The 20,700-nt window shown below is 61.3% G+C and carries 20 protein-coding genes; 11 read left to right on the forward strand and 9 right to left on the reverse strand.

The annotated features are described in order from the left end of the window. The first annotated feature begins 4 nt into the window (after window positions 1–4). From hydA to ASF70_RS05565, 4 genes are read left to right on the forward strand one after another with little or no spacing between them, the layout of a single operon-like run. A complete protein-coding gene (hydA, locus tag ASF70_RS05550) occupies window positions 5–1,465 on the forward strand; it encodes a dihydropyrimidinase (protein WP_062578098.1) in 1,461 nt (486 codons plus the stop codon). After that, a complete protein-coding gene (locus ASF70_RS05555; protein ID WP_062578100.1) occupies window positions 1,462–2,121 on the forward strand; it encodes an aspartate/glutamate racemase family protein in 660 nt (219 codons plus the stop codon). Before hydA ends, ASF70_RS05555 begins: the two co-directional genes overlap by 4 nt. Before the next feature lie 5 nt (window positions 2,122–2,126). After that, window positions 2,127–3,041 carry a LysR family transcriptional regulator gene (locus tag ASF70_RS05560; protein WP_062578102.1) on the forward strand — a complete coding sequence of 305 codons (915 nt, stop codon included), beginning with the start codon at window positions 2,127–2,129 and terminating at the stop codon, window positions 3,039–3,041. Window positions 3,042–3,068: 27 nt separating this feature from the next. Further along, window positions 3,069–3,923 (forward strand): D-amino-acid transaminase, encoded by an 855-nt coding sequence (locus ASF70_RS05565; RefSeq protein WP_062578104.1) that lies wholly within the window; start codon window positions 3,069–3,071, stop codon window positions 3,921–3,923. Window positions 3,924–3,970: 47 nt separating this feature from the next. Here the strand turns inward: ASF70_RS05565 and ASF70_RS05570 are convergent, their stop codons facing one another. From ASF70_RS05570 to ASF70_RS05580, 3 genes are all read right to left on the reverse strand, one after another. Further along, window positions 3,971–4,918 carry an isoaspartyl peptidase/L-asparaginase gene (locus tag ASF70_RS05570; protein WP_062578106.1) on the reverse strand — a complete coding sequence of 316 codons (948 nt, stop codon included), beginning with the start codon at window positions 4,916–4,918 and terminating at the stop codon, window positions 3,971–3,973. Between the two features lie 77 nt (window positions 4,919–4,995). Beyond that, the gene (locus ASF70_RS05575; protein WP_062578108.1) at window positions 4,996–6,588 is read right to left on the reverse strand and encodes an ABC transporter substrate-binding protein; all 1,593 of its coding nucleotides are present in this window, start codon (window positions 6,586–6,588) and stop codon (window positions 4,996–4,998) included. Next, the gene (locus tag ASF70_RS05580; RefSeq protein ID WP_082471785.1) at window positions 6,585–7,148 is read right to left on the reverse strand and encodes a MarR family transcriptional regulator; all 564 of its coding nucleotides are present in this window, start codon (window positions 7,146–7,148) and stop codon (window positions 6,585–6,587) included. Before ASF70_RS05580 ends, ASF70_RS05575 begins: the two co-directional genes overlap by 4 nt. Window positions 7,149–7,187: 39 nt before the next feature. Here ASF70_RS05580 and ASF70_RS05585 point away from each other — a divergent pair, with 39 nt between their 5' ends. The 7 genes from ASF70_RS05585 to ASF70_RS05615 all read left to right on the forward strand — a co-directional run bounded on the left by ASF70_RS05585 (window position 7,188) and on the right by ASF70_RS05615 (window position 14,552). Further along, on the forward strand, window positions 7,188–8,057 hold the full coding sequence (locus tag ASF70_RS05585; protein WP_348270988.1) for a creatininase family protein: 870 nt from the start codon (window positions 7,188–7,190) through the stop codon (window positions 8,055–8,057). Window positions 8,058–8,117: 60 nt separating this feature from the next. Next, window positions 8,118–9,089 (forward strand): ABC transporter permease, encoded by a 972-nt coding sequence (locus tag ASF70_RS05590; RefSeq protein ID WP_062578112.1) that lies wholly within the window; start codon window positions 8,118–8,120, stop codon window positions 9,087–9,089. Next, window positions 9,089–9,964, forward strand: a complete 876-nt coding sequence (locus tag ASF70_RS05595) for an ABC transporter permease (protein ID WP_062459221.1) — start codon at window positions 9,089–9,091, stop codon at window positions 9,962–9,964. Before ASF70_RS05590 ends, ASF70_RS05595 begins: the two co-directional genes overlap by 1 nt. Beyond that, a complete protein-coding gene (locus ASF70_RS05600; RefSeq protein ID WP_062578114.1) occupies window positions 9,961–11,685 on the forward strand; it encodes an ABC transporter ATP-binding protein in 1,725 nt (574 codons plus the stop codon). The genes ASF70_RS05595 and ASF70_RS05600 overlap by 4 nt, the downstream gene beginning before the upstream one ends. Window positions 11,686–11,704: 19 nt before the next feature. After that, window positions 11,705–12,589 (forward strand): polysaccharide deacetylase, encoded by an 885-nt coding sequence (locus ASF70_RS05605; protein WP_062578117.1) that lies wholly within the window; start codon window positions 11,705–11,707, stop codon window positions 12,587–12,589. Beyond that, window positions 12,582–13,337 (forward strand): SDR family NAD(P)-dependent oxidoreductase, encoded by a 756-nt coding sequence (locus ASF70_RS05610; protein WP_062578119.1) that lies wholly within the window; start codon window positions 12,582–12,584, stop codon window positions 13,335–13,337. Before ASF70_RS05605 ends, ASF70_RS05610 begins: the two co-directional genes overlap by 8 nt. A gap of 285 nt (window positions 13,338–13,622) precedes the next feature. Next, on the forward strand, window positions 13,623–14,552 hold the full coding sequence (locus tag ASF70_RS05615; protein ID WP_062578122.1) for a LysR family transcriptional regulator: 930 nt from the start codon (window positions 13,623–13,625) through the stop codon (window positions 14,550–14,552). A 6-nt stretch (window positions 14,553–14,558) separates the two neighbouring features. On the opposite strand, the gene ASF70_RS05620 is transcribed toward ASF70_RS05615, so the two are convergent. The 6 genes from ASF70_RS05620 to ASF70_RS05645 all read right to left on the reverse strand — a co-directional run bounded on the left by ASF70_RS05620 (window position 14,559) and on the right by ASF70_RS05645 (window position 20,690). Further along, window positions 14,559–15,917: an MmgE/PrpD family protein gene (locus ASF70_RS05620; RefSeq protein WP_062578124.1), complete on the reverse strand. Its 1,359-nt coding sequence runs from the start codon at window positions 15,915–15,917 to the stop codon at window positions 14,559–14,561. Window positions 15,918–16,013: 96 nt separating this feature from the next. Then, window positions 16,014–17,024 carry a serine hydrolase domain-containing protein gene (locus tag ASF70_RS05625; RefSeq protein WP_062578126.1) on the reverse strand — a complete coding sequence of 337 codons (1,011 nt, stop codon included), beginning with the start codon at window positions 17,022–17,024 and terminating at the stop codon, window positions 16,014–16,016. Beyond that, window positions 17,021–17,806, reverse strand: coding sequence for an ABC transporter ATP-binding protein (locus ASF70_RS05630; RefSeq protein WP_062578128.1), 786 nt, complete (start codon window positions 17,804–17,806; stop codon window positions 17,021–17,023). The genes ASF70_RS05625 and ASF70_RS05630 overlap by 4 nt, the downstream gene beginning before the upstream one ends. Beyond that, a complete protein-coding gene (locus ASF70_RS05635) occupies window positions 17,803–18,669 on the reverse strand; it encodes an ABC transporter ATP-binding protein (protein ID WP_062578130.1) in 867 nt (288 codons plus the stop codon). Before ASF70_RS05635 ends, ASF70_RS05630 begins: the two co-directional genes overlap by 4 nt. Further along, entirely contained in the window at window positions 18,662–19,606 is a 945-nt protein-coding gene (gene nikC / locus ASF70_RS05640) for a nickel transporter permease (RefSeq protein WP_062578132.1), read from the reverse strand. Before nikC ends, ASF70_RS05635 begins: the two co-directional genes overlap by 8 nt. Window positions 19,607–19,613: 7 nt before the next feature. Next, complete coding sequence (locus ASF70_RS05645) at window positions 19,614–20,690, reverse strand: ABC transporter permease (RefSeq protein ID WP_156461774.1); 1,077 nt, start codon at window positions 20,688–20,690, stop codon at window positions 19,614–19,616. Window positions 20,691–20,700 lie beyond the last annotated feature (10 nt).

The raw sequence follows: 20,700 nt of genomic DNA on the forward strand, positions 1-20,700 counted from the left end.
CGACATGACAGCGTTTGATACGGTCATCCATGGCGGTCGCATCGTCACCGCATCCGACATATTCGATGGCGATATCGGCATTACCGACGGTCGAATTGCGGCGATCGGCGAGAAGATCGCTGGAGGAAGCCGCCGGATCGATGCCGGCGGCAAGCTGGTCGTTCCCGGCGGCATCGAGGCGCATGCCCATATCGCCCAGGAAAGCTCCGCGGGCGTGATGACCGCCGACGACTACTATTCGGGCTCGGTCTCCGCCGCCTTCGGTGGCAATTCCTCATTCATCCCGTTCGCGGCTCAGCATCGCGGCCAGTCGATTGCCGAAGTCATCGCCACCTATGACGGCCGCGCCGCGCCGCACTCGGTGCTCGACTATTCCTATCATCTGATCATTTCCGACCCTTCGGCTGATGTCCTTGCAGAGCTACCGGGCGTATTTGCGCGGGGCATCACGTCGTTCAAGGTCTTCATGACCTACGACCTGATGAATATCGGCGACGGCGGCATGCTCGATATCCTGACGATTGCCAAAACCCATGGGGCGCTCACCATGGTCCATGCCGAAAACAACGACATGGTGAAGTGGATGAACAAGCGGCTCGCGGCGGCCGGGCTGACCGCGCCAAAATACCACGCGATCAGCCGTCCGGAGCTTGCGGAGGAAGAAGCGATCAACCGGGCCGTCTCGCTGGCAAAGCTGGTAGATGCAGCACTCTTCATCGTCCACGTCTCAACGGCTGGCGGCGCTGCCATCGTCCAGCGCGAAAAGCTCGCCGGCACGAAACTGTTTGCCGAAACATGCCCGCAATATCTGGCGCTGACCCGTGATGATCTCGATCGGCCCGGCATGGAAGGGGCGAAATTCATCTGCTCTCCACCGCTCCGCGACGCGGCAACGCAGGAAGCGCTCTGGCGACATGTGCAGTCAGGCACGTTCGAAAGCGTCTCCTCCGACCACGCGCCCTACCGTTTCGATGCCAGCGGAAAATTTGCCAATGGTGCCGATGCGCACTACCCGAAGATCTCCAACGGCATGCCCGGCATCGCCATGCGCCTGCCCTATCTGTTTTCGGAGGGCGTCGCTAAAGGCCGCATCACGCTGCAGCAGTTCGTTGCACTCTCAAGCACCAATGCGGCCAAGACATTCGGTATGGCTAAAAAGGGATCGATCGCACCCGGCTACGAAGCCGATATCTGCATCTGGGACCCGGAAGCCCGCCGCAAGGCAACGCTTGCCGATCAGCACGACAATATGGACTACACACCGTTTAAGGGCATGGAGATCGAAGGCTGGCCAGTCCTCACCATGAACCGCGGTGATGTCATCGTCGAGAACGGCGAGTTGAAGGCGGACCGTGGTCGTGGCCGTTTCATTGCCCGCAGCCCTGTCGACCTGACGGGCAAGCCCGGCTACCGCGCCAAGGAATTCGATCCGGCGCAGAACTTCGGCGTGGAGATCGCCCCATGAGAAAAGTCGGCCCGATCCTCGTCATCAACCCGAACAGTTCGGAAAGCGTCACCGAAGGCCTGCGCGTGGCGCTCTCCCCGGTGCAGTTTCCGGGTGGTCCCGTCATCGAATGCGTCACGATCGATGAGGGTCCGCCCGGCGTCGTCAGCCAGCGCCATGTGGATGAAGCGTCACTGCGCACCGCCGACCTGATAGAAACCCGACCGGATGCATCAGCCTATGTGCTCGCCTGCTATTCGCAGCCCGGGCTGGACCTTGCCCGGTCGATCACCAAAAAGCCGGTCTACGGCATCCAGGATGCGGGCGTGCTGAGCGCGCTGGCGCTTGCGGATCTCTTCGGCGTCATCGCAGTCGCCGAAGGTTCGATCCCCCGTCACATGCGCAACCTTCGCCGCCTCGGCGTCGATGGCAGGCTTGCCGGCGAGGTCGCGCTTGAAGGCGCGATCAGCGTCGCCGATAGCGGCCATGGGGAGGAAAGCTACGCGGCACTCGTGAAGGCCGGGCTGAAATTGCGCCAGATGGGCGCCGGCGCGATCGTGCTGGGCTGTGCCGGCATGTCCGGCCATCGCCGCAGACTGGAAGAGGAGCTCGGCATCCGCGTGATCGACCCGACCCAGGCCGCCGTCGCGATGGCGCTTGGCGCAGTTCTCACCTGAACGCCATGACCGAAATCGAGCAGAAACCGGATATCTCCCTGCGCCTCCTCGAGATCTTCGGGGCCATGATGCGCTGCGAAACGACCGTCGAGGCCGCCGAGCAGTTGGGCATTTCCCAGCCCGCCGTTTCGAACGGCATCCGCCAGCTGGAAAACCAGCTCGGTATAACGCTGTTTGAGCGCCTGCACCGGCGGCTTGAGCCAACCGAAGAAGCCACGCTTCTGTTTGAAGAGGTGCGGCCTGTCTTCAGCATGCTGCGCAGCTTTTCCGCCCGCGCCCGCTCGATCCGGCATGGCACATCGGGACGGCTGCGTGTCATGTCGACGCCGCCGCTTGGTAATACGGTCGCACCGGTGGCGCTCGCACGGTTCCTGAAAGATCGTCCGGATGTGTCCGTCGCTTACGATGTCCGCCGGCTCGAACACGTCATCGAAGCTGTGCAGAGCGGGGCCGCCGACGTCGGTCTTGCGATCGCGCTGGAACGGCATCCGTCTGTGAACGTAGAGATCCTGTCGCGCACCCATATGGTCGCGCTCGTGCCGAAGGACCACCCGGTCGCTAGTCGGCAGGAGGTGACGGTCAGTGATTTGTCCGAACACGGTTTTATCGGCCTCGAAGCGGAATCGCGCATGGGCCAGATGCTGCGCGATGCCTTCGATCGCGAGGGCATCGACTACGAGCCGCGGGTCGAGGTGCGCTATTGCGCAACGGCTGCGGTTCTGGCCGGAGCTGGCGTCGGGGCAGCTGTCGTCGATCCCTATAGCGCCGCCTACCAGTCATTGCAGGGGTTGGTGCAACTGCCCTTCCAGCCGCCCCGCGAAGTCGCGGCCGTCCTGATTACCCGCAAAGGCATACCGCGCTCGCGCCTGCTGCACGGGTTCATCGCCGAACTGAAGCGAGCCGCCGGCGATGTGTTTTGAATTCCCGACATACTGAAGGAGATTGTCTTGTCCCGTATCGTTTATTTGAATGGCGAATGGCTGCCCGAAGCCGAAGCGAAGGTCTCGGTGTTCGACCGCGGGTTTCTGTTCGCGGATGCCATCTACGAAGTGACCGGCGTCATCGATGGCAAGCTTCTTGAATATGACGGCCACGCCGCCCGTCTGAAGCGCTCGATAGCGGAGCTGGGCCTGGACCTGCCGATTTCGGCCAGCGAACTTCTGGAGGTTCATCGCGAGATCATCCGCGGCAATGAACTCAAGGAAGGCTTGATCTACCTCCAGCTGTCGCGCGGCCCCGCCGATCGCGACTTCGCCTTTCCGAAGGCGCCGACGCCGACTCTGGTTCTCTTTACCCAGGCGAAGTCGGTGATCGAAAACCCCAAGCTCGCCACCGGCCTGTCCGTTGCTTTGATGCCCGACTGGCGCTGGGAGCGCCGCGACATCAAGACCGTGCAGCTGCTCTATCCCTCGATGGCCAAGATGCAGGCGATGGAGAAAGGCGCTGATGACGCCTGGCTGGTGGAGGACGGCTTCGTCACGGAGGCAAGCTCGGCAACCGCCCATATCATCGACAAGAGTGGCAGGCTGATCACCCGCCCGCTGTCGAACGCCATCCTGCACGGCATTACGCGCGCAAGCGTGCTTGATCTCGCGGAAAAGGCCGGCATTGGCTACGAGGAACGCGCCTTTACACCCGATGAAGCGATGAATGCCGCGGAAGCCTTCATCACCTCGGCCACGAACTTCGTCATGCCCGTCACGCGTATTGACGGTAAACCCGTCGGCGACGGCAAACCGGGGCCTCTGACTCTCAAGCTGCGCGAACTTTACATCGCCGACAAGATCGCAAGCGCAATCTAAGCGCCGCGAGGCCGCCTTGCAGCGGCCTCCGCAGCCTTCGGGTCGCGTCAATCCATCCTGAACACCACGTCGTGGGTGGCAACGAAGAATTCGCCGTCCGGCGTGACCCAGCCGCGAAACATGCCGTCGGTGTTGTAAGGTGCGGCGATCGATCCGTCCGCTCCGACCGCCACAAGTCCGGCGCCGATATCATGCGGCTTCAAGTCTTCCATGATCACCTTCGACGCCGCCTGCCCCACCGTTTCGCCGAGATAGCCGATGCGGCTTGCGACTTCATGGCCGACGGCATAGCGGATGAAAAACTCTCCCTTGCCGGTGCCCGACACCGCGCAGAGACCGTCACGGGCATAGGTGCCGGCGCCGACGATCGGGGTATCGCCGATGCGACCGACCGGTTTGTTGTTATAGCCGCCGGTGGAGGTTGCGGCCGCCAGATGTCCGGCACTGTCGAGCGCGACGGCACCCACCGTGCCGTGCTTTTCGGATTCGCTCGCCGCTGCAGCGGTGCCGGCCGCCGCATGCGCCTTCATCGCAGCCAGCGCTTTCACGCGTTTCTCGGTGGTGAAATAATTGGGTTCAACGACGTCCAGCCCCTCGACCTTCGCGAACTCGTCGGCCGCGTGGCCGCCCATCAGCACGGCTTCGCCCTTTTCCATTACCCGCCGCGCCGCCTTGACGGGATTGCGGATGCGCCGCACCAGCGTCACGGCGCCTGCTTCGAGCGTCGCGCCATCCATGATCGAGGCGTCGAGTTCGTGCTCGCCGGCAGCATTGAGCGCTGCGCCATAGCCGGCATTGAAATGGGGGCTGTCTTCCAGCACCACAACCGATGCCTGTACGGCGTCAAGCGCCGAGCCGCCGGTGCTCAGCACCGCCCATCCGGCCTTCAACGCATGACCGAGATCGACGCGCGCCGCTTCCCATTCCGCCTCACTGAGGCCGAGCTTTACCATCACGCCGCAGCCGCCATGGATCGCCAGTGCAATCTTGCCCATGATCTTCTCCTTCCCATGAATAAAAAAGCCGGGCAGCAGAACTGCCCGGCCAAGTTTACCTCCGGTTGGCGTGGAGGCTATTTCGCAGGCCTGATGTTCATGGCCAGTGTGTCTTCGTCCGAACGCGGCACGATGGTGATGGTCTTTTTCATGCCCCAGGCGGATACGATCGAAGCGATCGAAAGATTTGGGCGATCGGAAGCAACCAGCGCGTTGGCGTCCTTCAGGTACTGTTCGCGCTTGCCCGCATCCATCTCGACACCGGCCGCCTCGATCAGCTTGTCCATTTCGGGGTTGGAGTAACCGCGGATGTTGAAGGCGCCGAGCTTCTTGGTCGGATCGTTGGTGTGAACCAGCGATGAGAGCGTGTAGTTCGCCTCACCGGTCAGCGTGCCCCAGCCGGACATGGTCAGCGAATAATCGCCGCGCGTGTTGGCCGGGAAATAGACGGCGCCGGGCTGTGCGTTGGCTTCCACCTGGATACCGATCGCGGTCAGCATCTGGGCGATCGTCGTGCCGGTGTCCTTGTCTCCCGGCAGGCGGTCGTTGGTGAAGGAGAACGTCACCTTGAAACCATCGGGATAACCGGCGTCGGCAAGCAGCTTCTTTGCCTTCTCGACATCGGAAGGTGCCGGCTTCACATCCGGATTGTAGCCGAAGATGTTCGGTGTCACGAGCTGCGACTGGACGGTGCCCATGCCTTCCATGGCGATCTCGGTGATGGTTTCGCGATCGATCGCAAGATCGAAGGCTTCACGCACTCGGGGATCGATGAAGGGGTTTTTCGGCAGCGGCGAGCCGTTCTTGGCGCTCACCTGCGGCGACTTTTCGCGGAAGTCGAAAGCCATGTTGAACAGGTAGACGCTGTCCTGGCGAACGATCGTCAGCTTCGAATCCGTTTCCAGCGTCGGCACGTCGGATGCGGGAATACGGGCGATCAGATCGACCTGGCCGGCCTTCAGCTGCGCAACGCGGGCGGCGTCGTTGGGAAGCTCCTTACGGATCACCTTGTCCCACGGCTCCTTGCCGCCCCAGTAACCGTCGAAGCTCTGAAGAACCAGCTGCTCCTTCGGCGTCCAGGACACGAACTTGTAAGGACCGGTCCCGATCGCGGCCTTGCCGGAATTGAAACCTTGCGAGGCCTTTTCCGCGCTGTCGGAATAATCCTTGGCAGCGATATGGGACACCACGAACAGACGAATGAAATCGTTGGGCAGGGTTGGCGCCGGTCCGTCGGTCTTGACGCGGATCGTCAGCGGATCGACGATTTCGACGCCCTTGACGCGGCGGACGTAGATGGTTGTCGGGTTCGGGCCGGCGACTTTCGGAATACGCTCGATCGAGAATTTGACGTCCTCGGCGGTGAAGTCCGAACCGTCATGGAATTTGACGTTCGGGCGCAGCTTGAATTCCCAGGTCGTGTCGTCGATCGCGGTCCAGCTGGTGGCAAGGCCCGGCTCGAGTTCCAGATTGTTGCCCGACTTGATCAGCGAGTCGTAGATGTGCTTCATCGCCTCGGCATGGGTGCCGGCAGCGGTGAAATCGGGATCGATCGACAGCGGACCGGCGCGCACGCCGATGGTGAGGTCGGCGGCAAGGGCTGCGCCCGAAACACCGCCGAGCAGGGCGGCGGCGAGCACGATGGTGCGGAATGTCTTGGAAGCCGTCATTCTTCGTTCTCCTCTATTGTTGTCATTGGTGGCCAGTTCGGTGAATCGACGACGACCTTGGCAAGCAGTTCCGACAACATCAGCTGTTCGGCCGGCGTCAGCGACGAGATCATAGCCTTCTCGCGCTCCACCATCGGCTGCATGGCCTGATCGACGATGCGTCTGCCCTCCTCGGTGATGTAGAGGACAAAACTTCTCAGGTCCGCCTGGTCGATTTCGCGACGGACGATGTTCTTGTCGATCAGCTTCTGGATCGCCCGGCTGATCGTGTTCTTCGGAAAGCCCGAGGAATTGCAGATCGCGCTCGCCGTCAGTCCGTCGGACAGGCCGAGCGAATAGATGACGACGAATTCCGGCCGCGCCAGGCCGTGTTCCTTTTCGATCAGTCGGTAGATCGGCTCGTTGAACTGCAGCGCCAGAAAGTTGAACCGGAAGGACAGCCAGCACGGGTTCCGCCAGAGTTTCACGGACACCAGATCCTCGACGCCATGCGTGCCGGCGGCGGCTTTTCCGCCCTCTCGCAGCAGAGTCTCCAGTGTCGGTCCACGCGTCTGTCGCACTCTTCGGTCGCTTTCGAGCTTCGTGAGGTTTAGTCCCGTATGGAACTTGACGATCGTTTAAATGGCTGTCAATTTCTTTTTTTAGTCCCGTATGGAACTTTGCTTCAGGCGACACAAAGCATCGGAAAGCACAAATATTGTGCGGCCATGCGAAAAACAGAACGTTCTTTGCGCAGTTGCAAGAAGATTGAGAACGAGGGTAGCGAATTGAAGATTGCCGACATGAACTGGATGCAAGTCGAAGAGCGCGTCGCAGAGGACGATCGCTGCATTTTACCGATCGGCAGCGTCGAACAGCATGCCTATCTCAGTCTCGCGACCGATATGATCTTGGCTGAAAAGGTCTCGGTCGATGCCGCCGAGCCGCTCGGCATCCCGGTCTTTCCGGTCGTGCCTTATGGCCTTGCCTCCTCGTTCGCAACGTTTCCGGGAACGCTGACGCTGTCGCTCGCCACCTATATTGGCGTCATCGAGGATCTGCTCGACAGCATTTACCGCTCCGGTTTCCGGCGGATCCTGATCGTCAACGGGCATGGCGGCAACACGCCGGCGACGGTGGTGATTTCCGAATGGCTGAATGCTCACCCCGACGCGTCGGTGAAGTTCCACGACTGGTGGCGGGCGCCGCAGACGCTGGCCAAGGTGCAGCAGACCGATCCCGCCGCATCGCACGCGTCTTGGATGGAGAATTTCCCCTGGACGCGCACCACCGACGCGCGTCAGCCGACGACTGCCAAGCCACAGATCGACTACGCGGCGCTTGCCCGCGTCGGCGCTGCGCAGAAGCGCGAACTGCTCGGTGACGGCAATTATCACGGTCTCTACCAACGCCCCGATGAAGACATGGCAGCGATCTGGGAGGTCGCCGTTTCCGAGACCCGCGCACTACTGGAAGGCGACTGGCACTGACCACCGCTTGACCCGCGTTACATTTTCGAACCCCGCACGAGACGGGAGAACAGGGAACGAATGTTTGGATTCATCCTGCAAAGGCTTTGGCAGGCGCTGATCGTGGTCCTTGCCATGTCGGCACTGGTATTCTGCGGCGTCTATGCCGTGGGCAACCCGATCGACGTGCTGATCTCGCCGGACGCAACGCAAGACATCCGCGCCGCCGTCATCGCGCAATACGGTCTCGACCAGCCGCTGTGGCAGCAGTATTTCACCTTTGTCGGGCGTATCCTGCACGGCGATTTCGGCCGCTCCTTTGTCTACAACATGCCGGTCAGCGAACTGATCTTGACCCGGCTGCCTGCAACGCTCGAACTGACGCTGGCCGCCGTGCTGTTTGCCAGCCTCGTCGGCATTCCGATCGGCATGTATGCCGGCTACAAGCCGCACAACCCGATCTCGCGTGCCATCATGGCACTTTCCATCCTCGGCTTTTCCGTCCCCACCTTCTGGTTCGGCCTGATGCTGATCATGGTGTTTGCCGTGCAATGCGGCTGCATGCCGGCCGGCGGACGCGGCGAGACCGCCAGCCTGTTCGGCGTCGACTTCAGTTTCCTGACCGGTGATGGCCTTTCCCACATGATCCTGCCGGCGTTGAACCTCTCACTGTTCAAGTTCTCGCTGATGATCCGTCTTGCCCGCGCCGGCACTCGCGAACTGATGCTGAGCGACACGGTGAAATTCGCCCGCGCTGCCGGGCTTTCGGAGTTCACGGTGCTGAGCCGCCATGTGCTGCGGCTGATCTCCATTCCGCTGGTCACCGTGTTCGGCCTCGAACTCGGCTCGACGCTCGCCTTTGCCGTCGTCACCGAAACGATCTTTTCCTGGCCGGGCCTCGGCAAGCTGATCATCGACAGCATCACCTCGCTCGATCGACCGGTCATGGTCGCCTACCTGATGTTTGTCGCCCTCCTGTTCATCGTCATCAATTTCGTGGTCGATCTTACCTATGCGCTGCTCGATCCGCGTCTGAGAAAGGGGCGTGCCTGATGCGCGACACTCCACTCTCCCGTTTTCTAAATGAATTCCGCCGCAACAAGGTTGCCACGGGCGCTGCGGTCTTCGTGTTCGTCATCGTGTTCATCGCCCTGATTGCGCCGCTGGTGACGCCTCAGGATCCTTACGACCTCGCGCATCTGGTGCTGCGAGACGCACGGCGCCCGCCGGGCTATGTCGGGACCGGCGGCTACACCCACTGGCTTGGAACGGACTCGCAAGGCCGCGACCTTCTGTCCGCCATCATCTACGGACTGCGGATCTCGCTGCAGATGGGCATCATCGCCAGCGGCACCGCGTTCGTCATCGGTGCCGTGGTCGGCTGTGCCGCCGCCTATATCGGCGGTCGCTTCGAAAGCCTTGTCATGCGCATCGTCGACCTGCAGCTGTCGTTCCCGGCCATTCTGCTCGCCTTCGTCATCGCCGCCATTCTCGGCCAGGGTCGCTACCAGCTGATCCTCGCGCTGATCTTTGCCCAATACGCCTATTTTGCCCGGACCGCCCATGGTGCGGCGGCGGCCGAACGGCAGAAGGATTATGTCGAGGCAGCGCTCTCCATCCCGCTGTCGCCCTGGCGCGTGGTGCTGCGGCATATCCTGCCCAACTCGCTGCCACCACTAATCGTGGTCGCCACCGTGCAGATCGCCAGCGCGATTTCGCTTGAAGCGACGCTGTCGTTCCTGGGCGTCGGCCTGCCGCCGACCGAACCGTCGCTCGGCATGCTGATTGCCAACGGTTTCCAGTATCTGCTCTCTGGTCGCTACTGGATCTCGATCTACCCCGGCCTGGCACTGATCATCTTCATCGTCTCACTCAATCTCGTCGGCGACCAGATCCGCGACCAGCTCAACCCGAGGCTCCGCCGATGACCGATACAGTGACAACACCGGCGACGCCGCTTCTCGAAGTCACCAATCTCAAGACCTGGTTCCCAAGCGGGCGCAGCGAAGTCAAAGCCGTCGACGGCGTCTCCTTCTCGATCGCGCCGGGAGAGGTGCTGGGTCTCGTCGGTGAATCCGGTTCCGGCAAGTCGATCACCGGCTTTTCCATAATCGGCCTGATCGACGAACCCGGCCGCATTGTCGAGGGATCGATCAAGCTCGAAGGTCGCGAACTGGTAGGCCTGCCGTCCCACGAGTTGCGCGCCATCCGCGGCAAGACCATTTCGATGGTCTTCCAGGACCCGATGATGACGCTGAACCCGGTTCTGAGCATCGGCACGCAGATCAAGCTAGCGCTGGAAGCCCACGAAAAGATCAGCAGTGCCGATGCCCGCGAGCGCGCCATCAAGGCGCTGGCCCAAGTCCGCATCAGCGATCCGGAACGCAAGGTTGATTTCTTTCCCCACCAGTTTTCCGGCGGCATGCGCCAGCGCGTGGCGATTGCGATAGCGCTTCTGCACCGGCCAAAACTGATCATCTGCGACGAGCCGACGACCGCGCTCGACGTATCGATCCAGGCGGAAATCCTCGCCGAGATGAAGGAGCTTGTCTCCGAGCTCGGCACGGCGCTGATCTGGATCAGCCACGACCTTGCCATCGTCTCCTCGATCGCCGACCGCGTCGCGGTCATGAAATCCGGCAACATCGTCGAGATCGGCCCGGCACTCGGCGTGCTGACGAAACCGCAGCACGACTATACGCGCGCACTGCTCGATGCCCTGCCCTCGCGCGCCAAACCCGGCGAACTTCTGTTGCGCGGCAGCGGTATCGCAGACGCGGCACCACCGCCGCGCAAATCGGCAACCGCCAACCTGCCGCCCCTCGGAAGTCCCTATCTGGTCATCGACGATGTCGTGAAACGCTTCGAAAAGCCGGCCGGGTTGTTCAGGAACCTCGCGATCAAGTCCGGTCTGTCACAGCCGCTCAATGTCGTCCACGCCGTCGCCGGTGTCTCGCTGACGGTCAAGCGTGGCGAAGTTCTGGGCCTCGTCGGCGAATCCGGATCCGGTAAATCGACACTCGGTCGTATGGCAGCCGGCATCACCGTGCCGACATCGGGCACGATCCGCTTGAACGGCAAGCCGGTGATGAGCACCGGCCGCGCGCCAAAAAAGATCACGACCCGCATCCAGACGATCTTCCAGGATCCGTTTGCCTCGCTCAACGGCCGCATGCGCATCGGCGACATCATCGCCGAGGGGCCGCTCGCCCACCGTCTGGTGAGCCGTGCCGAGGCGGCGGTTTATGTCGGACAATGGCTGGCGGCCGTCGGTCTCGATCCGAGCTTTTCCAACCGCTTTCCGCACCAGTTTTCCGGCGGCCAGCGCCAGCGCATCGCCATTGCCCGGGCGCTCGCCATGCAGCCGGATGTGATCGTTTGCGACGAGCCGGTCGCCTCGCTCGACGTGTCGATCCAGGCGCAAATCATCAACCTCCTGATCCGACTTCGCGCCGAACTCGACCTGTCGCTGGTGTTCATCAGCCACGACCTGTCGGTGGTGCGCCACCTCTGCGACCGCGTTGCCATCATGTATCAGGGCCGGATCGTCGAGGAGGGCGAAGCCGTCGCCATCTATGCCGATCCGCAGCATGCCTACACGCAGCGACTGCTGGCGGCCGTACCGGTGCTGCCGCAGGCAGCCGAATGACTTAAACGGAGGACGGGATATGGAACCCTGGGAATGGGACGAAGCGACCTGGCGCGGCAAGGTCGACAAGGTGCGGGCCGGCCGTTCGCTGAAGCCGAAGACCTGGAAGAATGGCGCCCGCTGCGCCGTCGCACTCTCTTTCGATAGTGACCATGAGACCAACGAATTGCGTGACGGCGGCGAATCCATCGGTCGCCTGTCCTGGGGCCAATATGGCAATCGCCGCGGTGTACCGCGCATTTTGGAAACGCTGAAGGCGGCCGACGTGCCCGCCACATTCTTCGTGCCGGCGGTTGCAGCCCTCCTTCATCCGGACGAGCAGAAACGCGTCATCGCAGAAGGACACGAGATCGGCCTGCATGGCTGGATCCACGAGGTGAACACCAAGGTCCCGCCGGACAAGGAGCGCGAACTGCATCTGCGCGCCGCCGATACGCTGGAAAAGATCACCGGCATACGTGCCGTCGGCATGCGCACGCCGTCCTGGGATTTTTCCGCCGTGACGCTGGAGATCGAACGCGAACTGGGCCTGATCTACGATTCATCCTTGATGGCCGATGACGATCCCTACGAGCTGGTCGAGAATGGCGTACCGACCGGCATGGTCGAGCTACCGGTCGAGTGGATCCGCGACGACGCCGTCTATTTCAACATGAACCGGTTTACCGCCCACCGCCCCTACACGCCGCCGCCGGCCGTTCTCGATATCTTCAAGCGCGAGTTCGACCGTGCCTATCAGGAAGGCGGCCTGTTTCTCCTGACCATGCATCCGCATGTCTCCGGTTACCGCTCGCGCATCTTCATCCTTGAAGAGCTGATCCAGCACATCAAGCAGCACGACGACGTATGGTTCGGCACCCATGCCGACATTGCCCGCTTTGCCAGTGAGAATGCCGATGGCTGAAACGACACGCAAAGTGGCTCTCGTCACCGGTGGCGGCCGCGGCATTGGTCGCGCCTGCGCGCTGGATCTGGCAAAGCACGGTTTCGATATCGTGCTTGTCGACCTGATCGAGGACGATCTGGCTCGCACCGCCGGCGAAATTGCCGATCTCGGCCGCCAGGCACTGACCTTCGTCGCCGACGTGCGCGACTACCGACGCGCCGCCGAGATCGTCGCCGAAGTCGATGCGCACTGGGGCCGTATCGACGTGCTGTTCAACAATGCCGGAAAGCCGATGCCGAAGGGCATCGAGGAGATCACCGAGGACGAGTTCGACACGACGATCGATATCAATCTCAAGGGTGCCTTCAATTATATCCAGCCGACCGTACCCCTTATGCGCCGCAACGGCGGCGGCCGGATCATCAATATGTCGTCGATGAACGCCCATACCGGCGGCGTCACCAGCGCTGTCAGCAAGTTTGCGTATACGTCGGCCAAGGCCGGTATTCTCGGCATGACCCGGGCGCTCGCCAAGGAACTCGCCCACGAAATCGTCGTCAACGCCATCTGCCCGGGTGTGATCAAGACGGAACGGCCGAACGCCATGATCAACGCCCGAGAAGCCCAACTCGCCGCCGGCATTGCTATGAAGCGCGTCGGCACCCCACAGGATGTCGCAAGCGTAGTCACCTTCCTCGCGACATCGGAGCCGAACTTCCTCACGGGACAAGACATCCAGATTGACGGGATGCAGTGGGTACGGTGAGGTAGACACGCGTAGCGGCGGCTCGACTGGCCAGTAGGGTGGTGATTGTTTCTGGTCGCAGGATCGACCATCATCCGCCCTGCAAAAAGCTGGGCAGAGGCCCTTAAAGTTCCGCTATCGCATCGAACATCGAATGACGGCGTCTACCTTCAATCAACTGTCAACCTGTCAGCAATTGATCGACACAGCAGATAGCGGAGGTGGCCTTGATCGCCGAATGTAACCGCTTGCCGGTCGCGAGGCGCCGTGTAATGGTTTGTTTCGAAAGCAATACAGAGGTTTTCTATGGAAGTCAGATGGTTAGAGGACTTCCTGTCTCTCGGCCATTTCTTGAACTTTACGGCCGCAGCCAAAGACAGGAATATCACACAGTCAGCCCTCAGCCGCCGCATCATGCAGCTTGAGCAATGGGCGGGACTGACGCTGGTCGATCGCTCGACCTATCCGGTGCGGCTTACACCGGCCGGCGAAAGCTTTCTGCCGCGGGCTCGCAAGGCAGTCGATACAATTTCCTCGCTGCGCGAGGATACGCTGCGAACTCACAGCGCTCCTGAAGAAGTAATTTCCTTCGCAACGATGAGTACTCTGGTCCTAACATTCTTCCCGCTCTGGATGGAGAAGGTCGAGGCACTGGGGGAGCCGTTCCGGACGCGGTTTTCGGAAGCCTATTCCTCATTTTCCGGAAATGTCTCCAAGCTGCTCCGCAACGAATGCGATTTCCTTCTGACCTATGCGCATGAAAGCGTGCCGGCGATCCGCGATCTCGCGGAGCACCCCTATCTGACGCTGGGCTCGGAACGCGTGATTGCCATTTCCGCCCCGGACGAGGCAGGGCAGCCGATCCACCCACTCACGATCGGCGGGGCGCCGGTGAATTATCTCAGCTACCGGGATAGTTCCTTCTTCGCGCAGGCACTGCCACAAGCGATCTTTGAAAGAGCACCTTTCCAGCTCAACACCGTTTACGAGAACGCCATGTCTGCTGCCCTGAAAGCAATGGCCGTCGCGGGCCACGGGGTTGCGTGGATACCCGAAAGCCTTGCCGTCAACGAGCTCAAGAACAAGCAACTCGTGAGAGCTGCCGACTCCGCCTATGACATGATCGTGGAGATTAGGCTCTACCGCTCCTTCCGGCTGAGATGCAAAAGCGTCGGCCGGTTCTGGAGCCGTGCGGAAGAGGTCGGCATGCTCGCCGACCGGGTTGCCCTGCCGTAAACTGCCTCAAGCAGCAGCGGCACGGCCATCGAAAAGCACATCCAGGAAATGCAGGTCGGGTTGGTCGTCCAACTGGTTCAGCTTGGTCTGGATGAGCTCGACATCCTCCATATCATCGAGGCAATTGCTGATCTTTGCGCGACGCGCATCATCCTGGAAGGGATTGGCGAGGCCGCCGCGGGCCGCTGCGCGTTGCGTTTCCAGAATCCTTCCATCAGAAAGCGTTATTGTCAGCCTGTGCGGCAGATTGGATTTGGCGGCAGCCTCTTCCTCAGCGCTGTAATGTGTCATGGAGATCTTCGTTAGCAGCGGATCGCTTGCAAAACTCTCGATCGCGGCAGGCGTGAAATCCGACAGGACAAGCGTCTTCCTGCGAAGCGCAAGGGTTAGGCAATACTGCATGGAAAACCGCGCCTGCATCTCGTCCCTCGGCTCCGGATAGGCAAGGTTTCGATAGTTTGCGATTCCGACATGGCATTCGGCCGAGACGATCGCGTCGATATCGAATTGCTCCATCTGCATCAGGTCGAGGGCTGCATCGACGATCATGTGGGTGGAACCGCAGCATGGGTGCATTTTCGGCATCACGCCCGTCGTTTCGATCGTGTGTTCTCGGGTCTGAGCGATAGTATTGATGTCGTAGCCTAGAGGACCGATACCACCAAACATTTCGAGAAACCCCTGCTCGCCCTCGAGAATATCGAGGCGGCCGCTCAGGCCCTGCGCAGCGAGCAAAGCTGCCTCCACGGCATTTCGGGCTGCCATGCCGGCGTGGAAGGGTTTGACCGGCGTGCCGAACTGACCCTTTGTGCCAGATGCCATGCTGGCGCCGAGCGAAAGAGCGCGCGCGATACCGGCGGCATCGAGCCCCAGCAGCGTGGCAACGCCCGCAGCCGTGCCGATGCTGCCGACGGTCGAGGTCCCGTGCCAGCCGGCGGTGTAGTGGGAACCGGCAACACCGCTCCCCACAAATGCCTGCGCCTGCAGGGCAACGAGATAGGCATCCACCAGCATGCAGCCGCTTGCACTCGCGCGATTGGCAACGGCCAGCAGTGCCGGCAAGATGACCGCCGAAGCGTGGCTCATCCCGGGGCGAAAATTATCGTCGTAGTCGAGTGCGTGTGCCGCCGTCCCATTGACCAGAGCCGCGACGGATTGCGAATGCCGCCCACCGGTGACGAGCGCTGCCTCTCCGTCTGCTTGGCGGCCGAACGCATCGGCAACGGCACGGGTGCTCATGTCGTTGCGACCAGCGTAAAGGCAGGCAACGGTATCGGCGATCGCTTCTCGCGCCAGACGGCGGGCCGTATCGCTGCTGGTCGGTGGTGCCCAGCACCAGTTCGCTATGGTTTCGATGACGGTCATGTTCGAAGGCCCGTTGCTGAAAATGAAAAAGCAGTCCTTGCCGCGCCGAGGAGCGCGTTTCAGGACGAGGTATCTTGGGGCGGTGTGGGGAGGATATCAGGACGTATCGTTCATGGCCGCGAGGAGCAAACGCAACAATTTCCCCATGCCGAAACGCGTGACCTCACGCCCTTGGATTTCGGTGTCGACGCGATGGACGACCACCATGTCGAGTGCCGGGATGACGATGCAATAATGCCCGCCGGCACCCATTGCCGCATAACTCCCTCTCGGCGTCACAACGCTCGGCAGGAAGACGCCTTCCCGCTCCAGCCACCACATATAGCCATAACCACCATGCGTGCCGGCATGCGAATAGGGCATAACGCATTGCTGTGCCCAACCGGAGGGCAGAACCGAGGTACCGCTCCAGAGGCCCCGCTGCAGAAACAGCTGCCCGAAGCGTGCGAGATCTCTGCTCGACATGCGAAACGGATAGGCCCGGTGCTCGCTGATATCGAAGCTCTCGCGCCAGCCATCCCGCTCATCGCCTGCATGGGTGAAATCCTGCATGCCGATCGGTCCAGCGATCCGTCGCGCGAATGCCTGATGCACGGTTTCGCCCGTCAACGTCTCGAAGATCGTGCCGAGGGCGTTGAAATCCCAATTGTTGTAGCACCAGAACGTGCCCGGCGCGTGCGAGTGGCGAGGTTCCTTGATGCGCCGCATCCAGGGCGTCTCGTATCCGGCAGGGTGATAGATGCCGGAGCGTGCCGTCAGGAGGTCATAGACCGTTGCCTGCCTTTCTATGTCGCTCAGCCCTTCGCGATCGTTGATGCCGAGATGTTCGAGCGTCGCAGAAAGATCGATCCGCCCCTCCTCGACCTCAAAGCCGATCAGGGCTGCGAGAAAGCTCTTGCGCATCGAATGGCAGAGAAATTTGCGGTCTGGCTCGCCAAGCGACAGCGCCACCTTTCCTTGCCTGACGACGAGAAGCATGTCGGTCGGCTGGGTCGCCACAAACGCACGCAAAGTATCGAGCCCATCGCCATCAAATCCCGCCTCGGTCTCGCTCCCGTGCAATTCCCAATCCTTTCCGGGATTGGCAACGGATGAAGCAGCGATCATGCCGCCACCTCCGGCGAGCAGGCAACGGCCTCGACACTCGCCTGAAGAAACTCCCGCGTATAGTCTTCCTTCGCTTCGGACTGTCGGATCTGCTGCGATGTCAGCTCCTCGAGAATACGCCCCTTGTACATCATGCCGGCCCGCTCGCAGATATGAGCGATGACGGCGAGGTCGTGGCTGACCATCAGATAGGTAAGGTTTCGCTCTCTCCGCAGACGCTTCAGGAGATTGAGGATTTCCGCCTGCACCGAGACGTCGAGTGCGGAGGTCGGTTCGTCGAGCAGCAGGATTTCCGGTTCAACGATCAGCGCCCGCGCGATCGCTACACGCTGGCGCTGGCCACCCGATAGCTCGTGTGGATAACGATACCGGAAGGACGCACCAAGGCCGACGGCGTCGAGCGTCTCAGCGATGCGTTCAGAATGTCGATCGAAGCCGTGGATGCGCAACGGTTCCGACAAAACCTTTTCGACGATCTTGCGCGGATGAAGCGAGCCATAGGGATCCTGAAACACCATTTGCGCGCGGCGGAAGAAATCCTTGCTGCGCTTCTTCGGCAGCTCGCGATCGGCAAGCGTCAAAGCGCCATGGTACTCGCTGTTGAGGCCCGACAATGCCCTCAGAACGGTCGACTTGCCGCAACCGGATTCACCGATCAGGCCATAGGCTTCGCCTTTTGCGATCCGGAACGAAACGTCGTCGACAACGCGGGTGCGGGCATGGTGCGGGCCGAAGCTGATGGAGAGACCGATCGCCTCGATAAGGGGTCTTGCTGCGATCATGCCAGAACTCCGTTGCGATAAACAGGACCATCGAGCCAGTCAGGGTCTCGCACCGGCACCGTCAGTTCGTCGGCCTCGACATCGAGCCGCGGAAGGCTTTTAAGAAGCGCCTGCGTGTAGGGGTGCTGCGCCTTGTGCAAATCCTTCGCCGGCAGGTCTTCCATGATGCGACCGGCATACATGACCAGAACCCGATCGCAGAAATCCGCCACGAGATTGAGGTCGTGGCTGATGAACATCAGGCCGGTGCCGCGGCGCGTTACCAGTTCATCGAGAATGGTCAACACCTGGCGGCGGACCGTCACGTCGAGGGCGGAGGTCGGTTCGTCGGCGATGATCAGATCCGGCTCGGGGATCAGCATCATGGCAATCATGACGCGCTGGCCCATGCCGCCGGACACTTCATGCGGATAGAGCTTGAAGACGCGTTCCGGATCCCGGATCTGCACGGATTCGAGCATGGCAAGCGCCTTGGCCTTCGCTTCCGCTCTCGGCGAATTGTGATGAAGGCGATAGGCTTCGACGATCTGCTGGCCGATGCGCATCAACGGGTTCAGCGAATATTTCGGGTCCTGCAGGATCATCGAAATGCGGTTGCCACGGATCTTTCGCATGTCCCTTTCGCTGGCTGCAAGCAGATCGGTATCCTTGAAGCGCATATGACTGGCGGTGATCTTTGCGACTTTCGGCGTCAGCTTCAGAAGGGCACGGCCGGTCTGCGACTTGCCGGATCCGGACTCGCCGACGATGCCGACCTTTTCACGGCCGATGGTGAAGGACAGCCCGCGCACCGCATCGAAGCTGCGTTGCGGGGTCTCGAAGCGGATCGTCAGATCCTTGACGTCGATCAGCGGCTTATCCATTGCGGGGATCCAATACGTCGCGCAGGCCATCGCCCAACAGGTTGAAGGCAAGGCTGGTGATGAGGATGGCGGTGCCGGGAATGGCAGCGATCCACCAGCTGGTCATCACGAACTCGCGGCCCGACGACAGCATCGTGCCCCATTCGGGGCTCGGTGGCTGAGCACCGAGACCGAGGAAGCCGAGGCCCGCCGCCGTCAGGATGATCGCCGCCATATTGAGGGTAACGCGCACCACGACGGAGGGAATGCACATCGGCATGATATGGCTGAAGATGATGCGAAGACTGGACGCGCCCTGAAGGCGGACGGCGGCGATATAATCCGAGTGCCGAACAGTGAGGGTTTCGGCACGGGCAAGGCGGGCGATCGGCGGCCATGAGGCAAGCGAAATGGCAATGATCGCATTCTCGATGCCAGGACCAAGCGCTGCGACAAAGGCAAGCGCGAGGATGAGGTTGGGGAAAGCGAGAAACACATCGACGATGCGCATCAGGACCGTATCGACCCAGCCGCCGAGATAGCCCGCGGTGGTGCCGACAATAAGCCCGATCGGTGCGACGATGACAGTAGTCAGAAGCGCGATGTAAAGCGTGATGCGGGCACCGAACAAAAGCCGGCTGTAGACGTCTCGGCCGAGTTCGTCGGTTCCCAGCCAGTGCTCGGCGGATGGAGCGAGCAAGCGTGCTGCGAGGTTCTGATCGTAGATGTCGTGTGTCGCGAGAAGCGGCGCAAACGTCGCCGCGATCAACAGGAAGACGATAACGCACAATCCGAACAGGGCAGAACCGTTGGCGCGCAACCGCCGCCATTGCAGCCACAGTTGCTGCATGCGGGCATGCGAGGGCGAGGTCGGAACCGGCGCGCGCAGCCAGGCGCCAAGTCCCGTTCGGGCATTGGCGGGCAGCGCGGTCGAAGGGGTGATGGCTTTGTCAGTCATGGCGGCCTCAGCGGGTTCTGGGGTCGAAGACGCGATAAAGAAGATCGCAGATCAGGTTGAGCGTCACGAAGATGACACCGACGAGAAGCGAGCAGCCAACCACGGCATTCATATCACCGACGAGAAGTGCGTTGGTGAGGTAGCGGCCGAAGCCCGGCCAGGCGAACACCGTCTCCGTCAGCACCGCGCCTTCGAGCAGGAAGGCGTAGGAGAGCGCAACGACGGTCATCACCTGAACCGCGACGTTGCGGAAGGCGTGGATCCAGACGGTACTCGCCCAGGACAGGCCTTTGACACGCGCGGTGACGATATATTCCTGGCTCAGCTGCTCGATCATGAAGCTGCGCGTCATGCGGCTGATATAGGCAAGCGCGCCAAAGCCGAGGATCGAAGCCGGCAGGATGATGTGGCCGAAGGCATTGCGAAACACTTCCCAATTGCCAGCGAGCGCCGTGTCGATCAGGTAGAAGCCCGTTATCGGCTCGATATCGAATTCGTAAATGAAATCGATGCGTCCCGGCCCGCCGATCCAGCCGAGCGTGGCGTAAAACAGTACCAATCCCATAAGGCCGAGCCAGAAATTCGGGGCCGAATAACCGATCAGGCCCGTGAAGCGGATGACGTTGTCGAGCCAGGAATTACGGTACATGGCAGACAGAACGCCAGCCGGAATCCCAAGTCCGGTCCCAATAATGATCGAGAGAGTTGCAAGCTCGATCGTTGCCGGGAAGACGCGAGCGATATCGTCGATCACAGGCTTGCCCGTCGTCAGTGCGTCGCCGAAATCGAGAACCACGATGCCCTTGAGATAGACACCGAACTGGTACCAGAGCGGTTTATCCATGCCGAGCGCTGCCGACATCTTTTCATAGGCCTCCTGTGTGGCGTTATCGCCGAGGATGGAGGCAACCGGATCGATCGGTAGCATTCTGCCGATGAAAAATGTGAGCGCCGCGAGGCCGAAAAGGGTAACGAAGACCGGCAGCAGCGTCTTACCAAGAATACTCAGGACGACGAGGACCGGATTTGACTTCGTACCGTTCCCCGCATCGCTGCGGGGAACCGAGTGGGTGATGTCCGCCATGGTGGCCCGC

Source organism: Rhizobium sp. Leaf321, from assembly GCF_001423215.1.
GTDB lineage: Bacteria > Pseudomonadota > Alphaproteobacteria > Rhizobiales > Rhizobiaceae > Neorhizobium > Neorhizobium soli.

Excerpts from the sequence above, each read along its gene's own strand:
- ASF70_RS05590 (WP_062578112.1), top strand. The coding sequence starts at position 8,118 with ATGTTTGGATTCATCCTGCAAAGGCTTTGGCAGGCGCTGATCGTGGTC.
- ASF70_RS05595 (WP_062459221.1), top strand. The coding sequence starts at position 9,089 with ATGCGCGACACTCCACTCTCCCGTTTTCTAAATGAATTCCGCCGCAAC.
- ASF70_RS05600 (WP_062578114.1), top strand. The coding sequence starts at position 9,961 with ATGACCGATACAGTGACAACACCGGCGACGCCGCTTCTCGAAGTCACC.
- ASF70_RS05645 (WP_156461774.1), bottom strand. The coding sequence starts at position 20,690 with ATGGCGGACATCACCCACTCGGTTCCCCGCAGCGATGCGGGGAACGGT.
- ASF70_RS05605 (WP_062578117.1), top strand. The coding sequence starts at position 11,705 with ATGGAACCCTGGGAATGGGACGAAGCGACCTGGCGCGGCAAGGTCGAC.
- ASF70_RS05625 (WP_062578126.1), bottom strand. The coding sequence starts at position 17,024 with ATGATCGCTGCTTCATCCGTTGCCAATCCCGGAAAGGATTGGGAATTG.
- hydA (WP_062578098.1), top strand. The coding sequence starts at position 5 with ATGACAGCGTTTGATACGGTCATCCATGGCGGTCGCATCGTCACCGCA.
- ASF70_RS05630 (WP_062578128.1), bottom strand. The coding sequence starts at position 17,806 with ATGATCGCAGCAAGACCCCTTATCGAGGCGATCGGTCTCTCCATCAGC.
- nikC (WP_062578132.1), bottom strand. The coding sequence starts at position 19,606 with ATGACTGACAAAGCCATCACCCCTTCGACCGCGCTGCCCGCCAATGCC.
- ASF70_RS05570 (WP_062578106.1), bottom strand. The coding sequence starts at position 4,918 with ATGGGCAAGATTGCACTGGCGATCCATGGCGGCTGCGGCGTGATGGTA.
- ASF70_RS05560 (WP_062578102.1), top strand. The coding sequence starts at position 2,127 with ATGACCGAAATCGAGCAGAAACCGGATATCTCCCTGCGCCTCCTCGAG.
- ASF70_RS05615 (WP_062578122.1), top strand. The coding sequence starts at position 13,623 with ATGGAAGTCAGATGGTTAGAGGACTTCCTGTCTCTCGGCCATTTCTTG.
- ASF70_RS05610 (WP_062578119.1), top strand. The coding sequence starts at position 12,582 with ATGGCTGAAACGACACGCAAAGTGGCTCTCGTCACCGGTGGCGGCCGC.
- ASF70_RS05575 (WP_062578108.1), bottom strand. The coding sequence starts at position 6,588 with ATGACGGCTTCCAAGACATTCCGCACCATCGTGCTCGCCGCCGCCCTG.
- ASF70_RS05635 (WP_062578130.1), bottom strand. The coding sequence starts at position 18,669 with ATGGATAAGCCGCTGATCGACGTCAAGGATCTGACGATCCGCTTCGAG.
- ASF70_RS05620 (WP_062578124.1), bottom strand. The coding sequence starts at position 15,917 with ATGACCGTCATCGAAACCATAGCGAACTGGTGCTGGGCACCACCGACC.
- ASF70_RS05555 (WP_062578100.1), top strand. The coding sequence starts at position 1,462 with ATGAGAAAAGTCGGCCCGATCCTCGTCATCAACCCGAACAGTTCGGAA.
- ASF70_RS05585 (WP_348270988.1), top strand. The coding sequence starts at position 7,188 with ATGGAACTTGACGATCGTTTAAATGGCTGTCAATTTCTTTTTTTAGTC.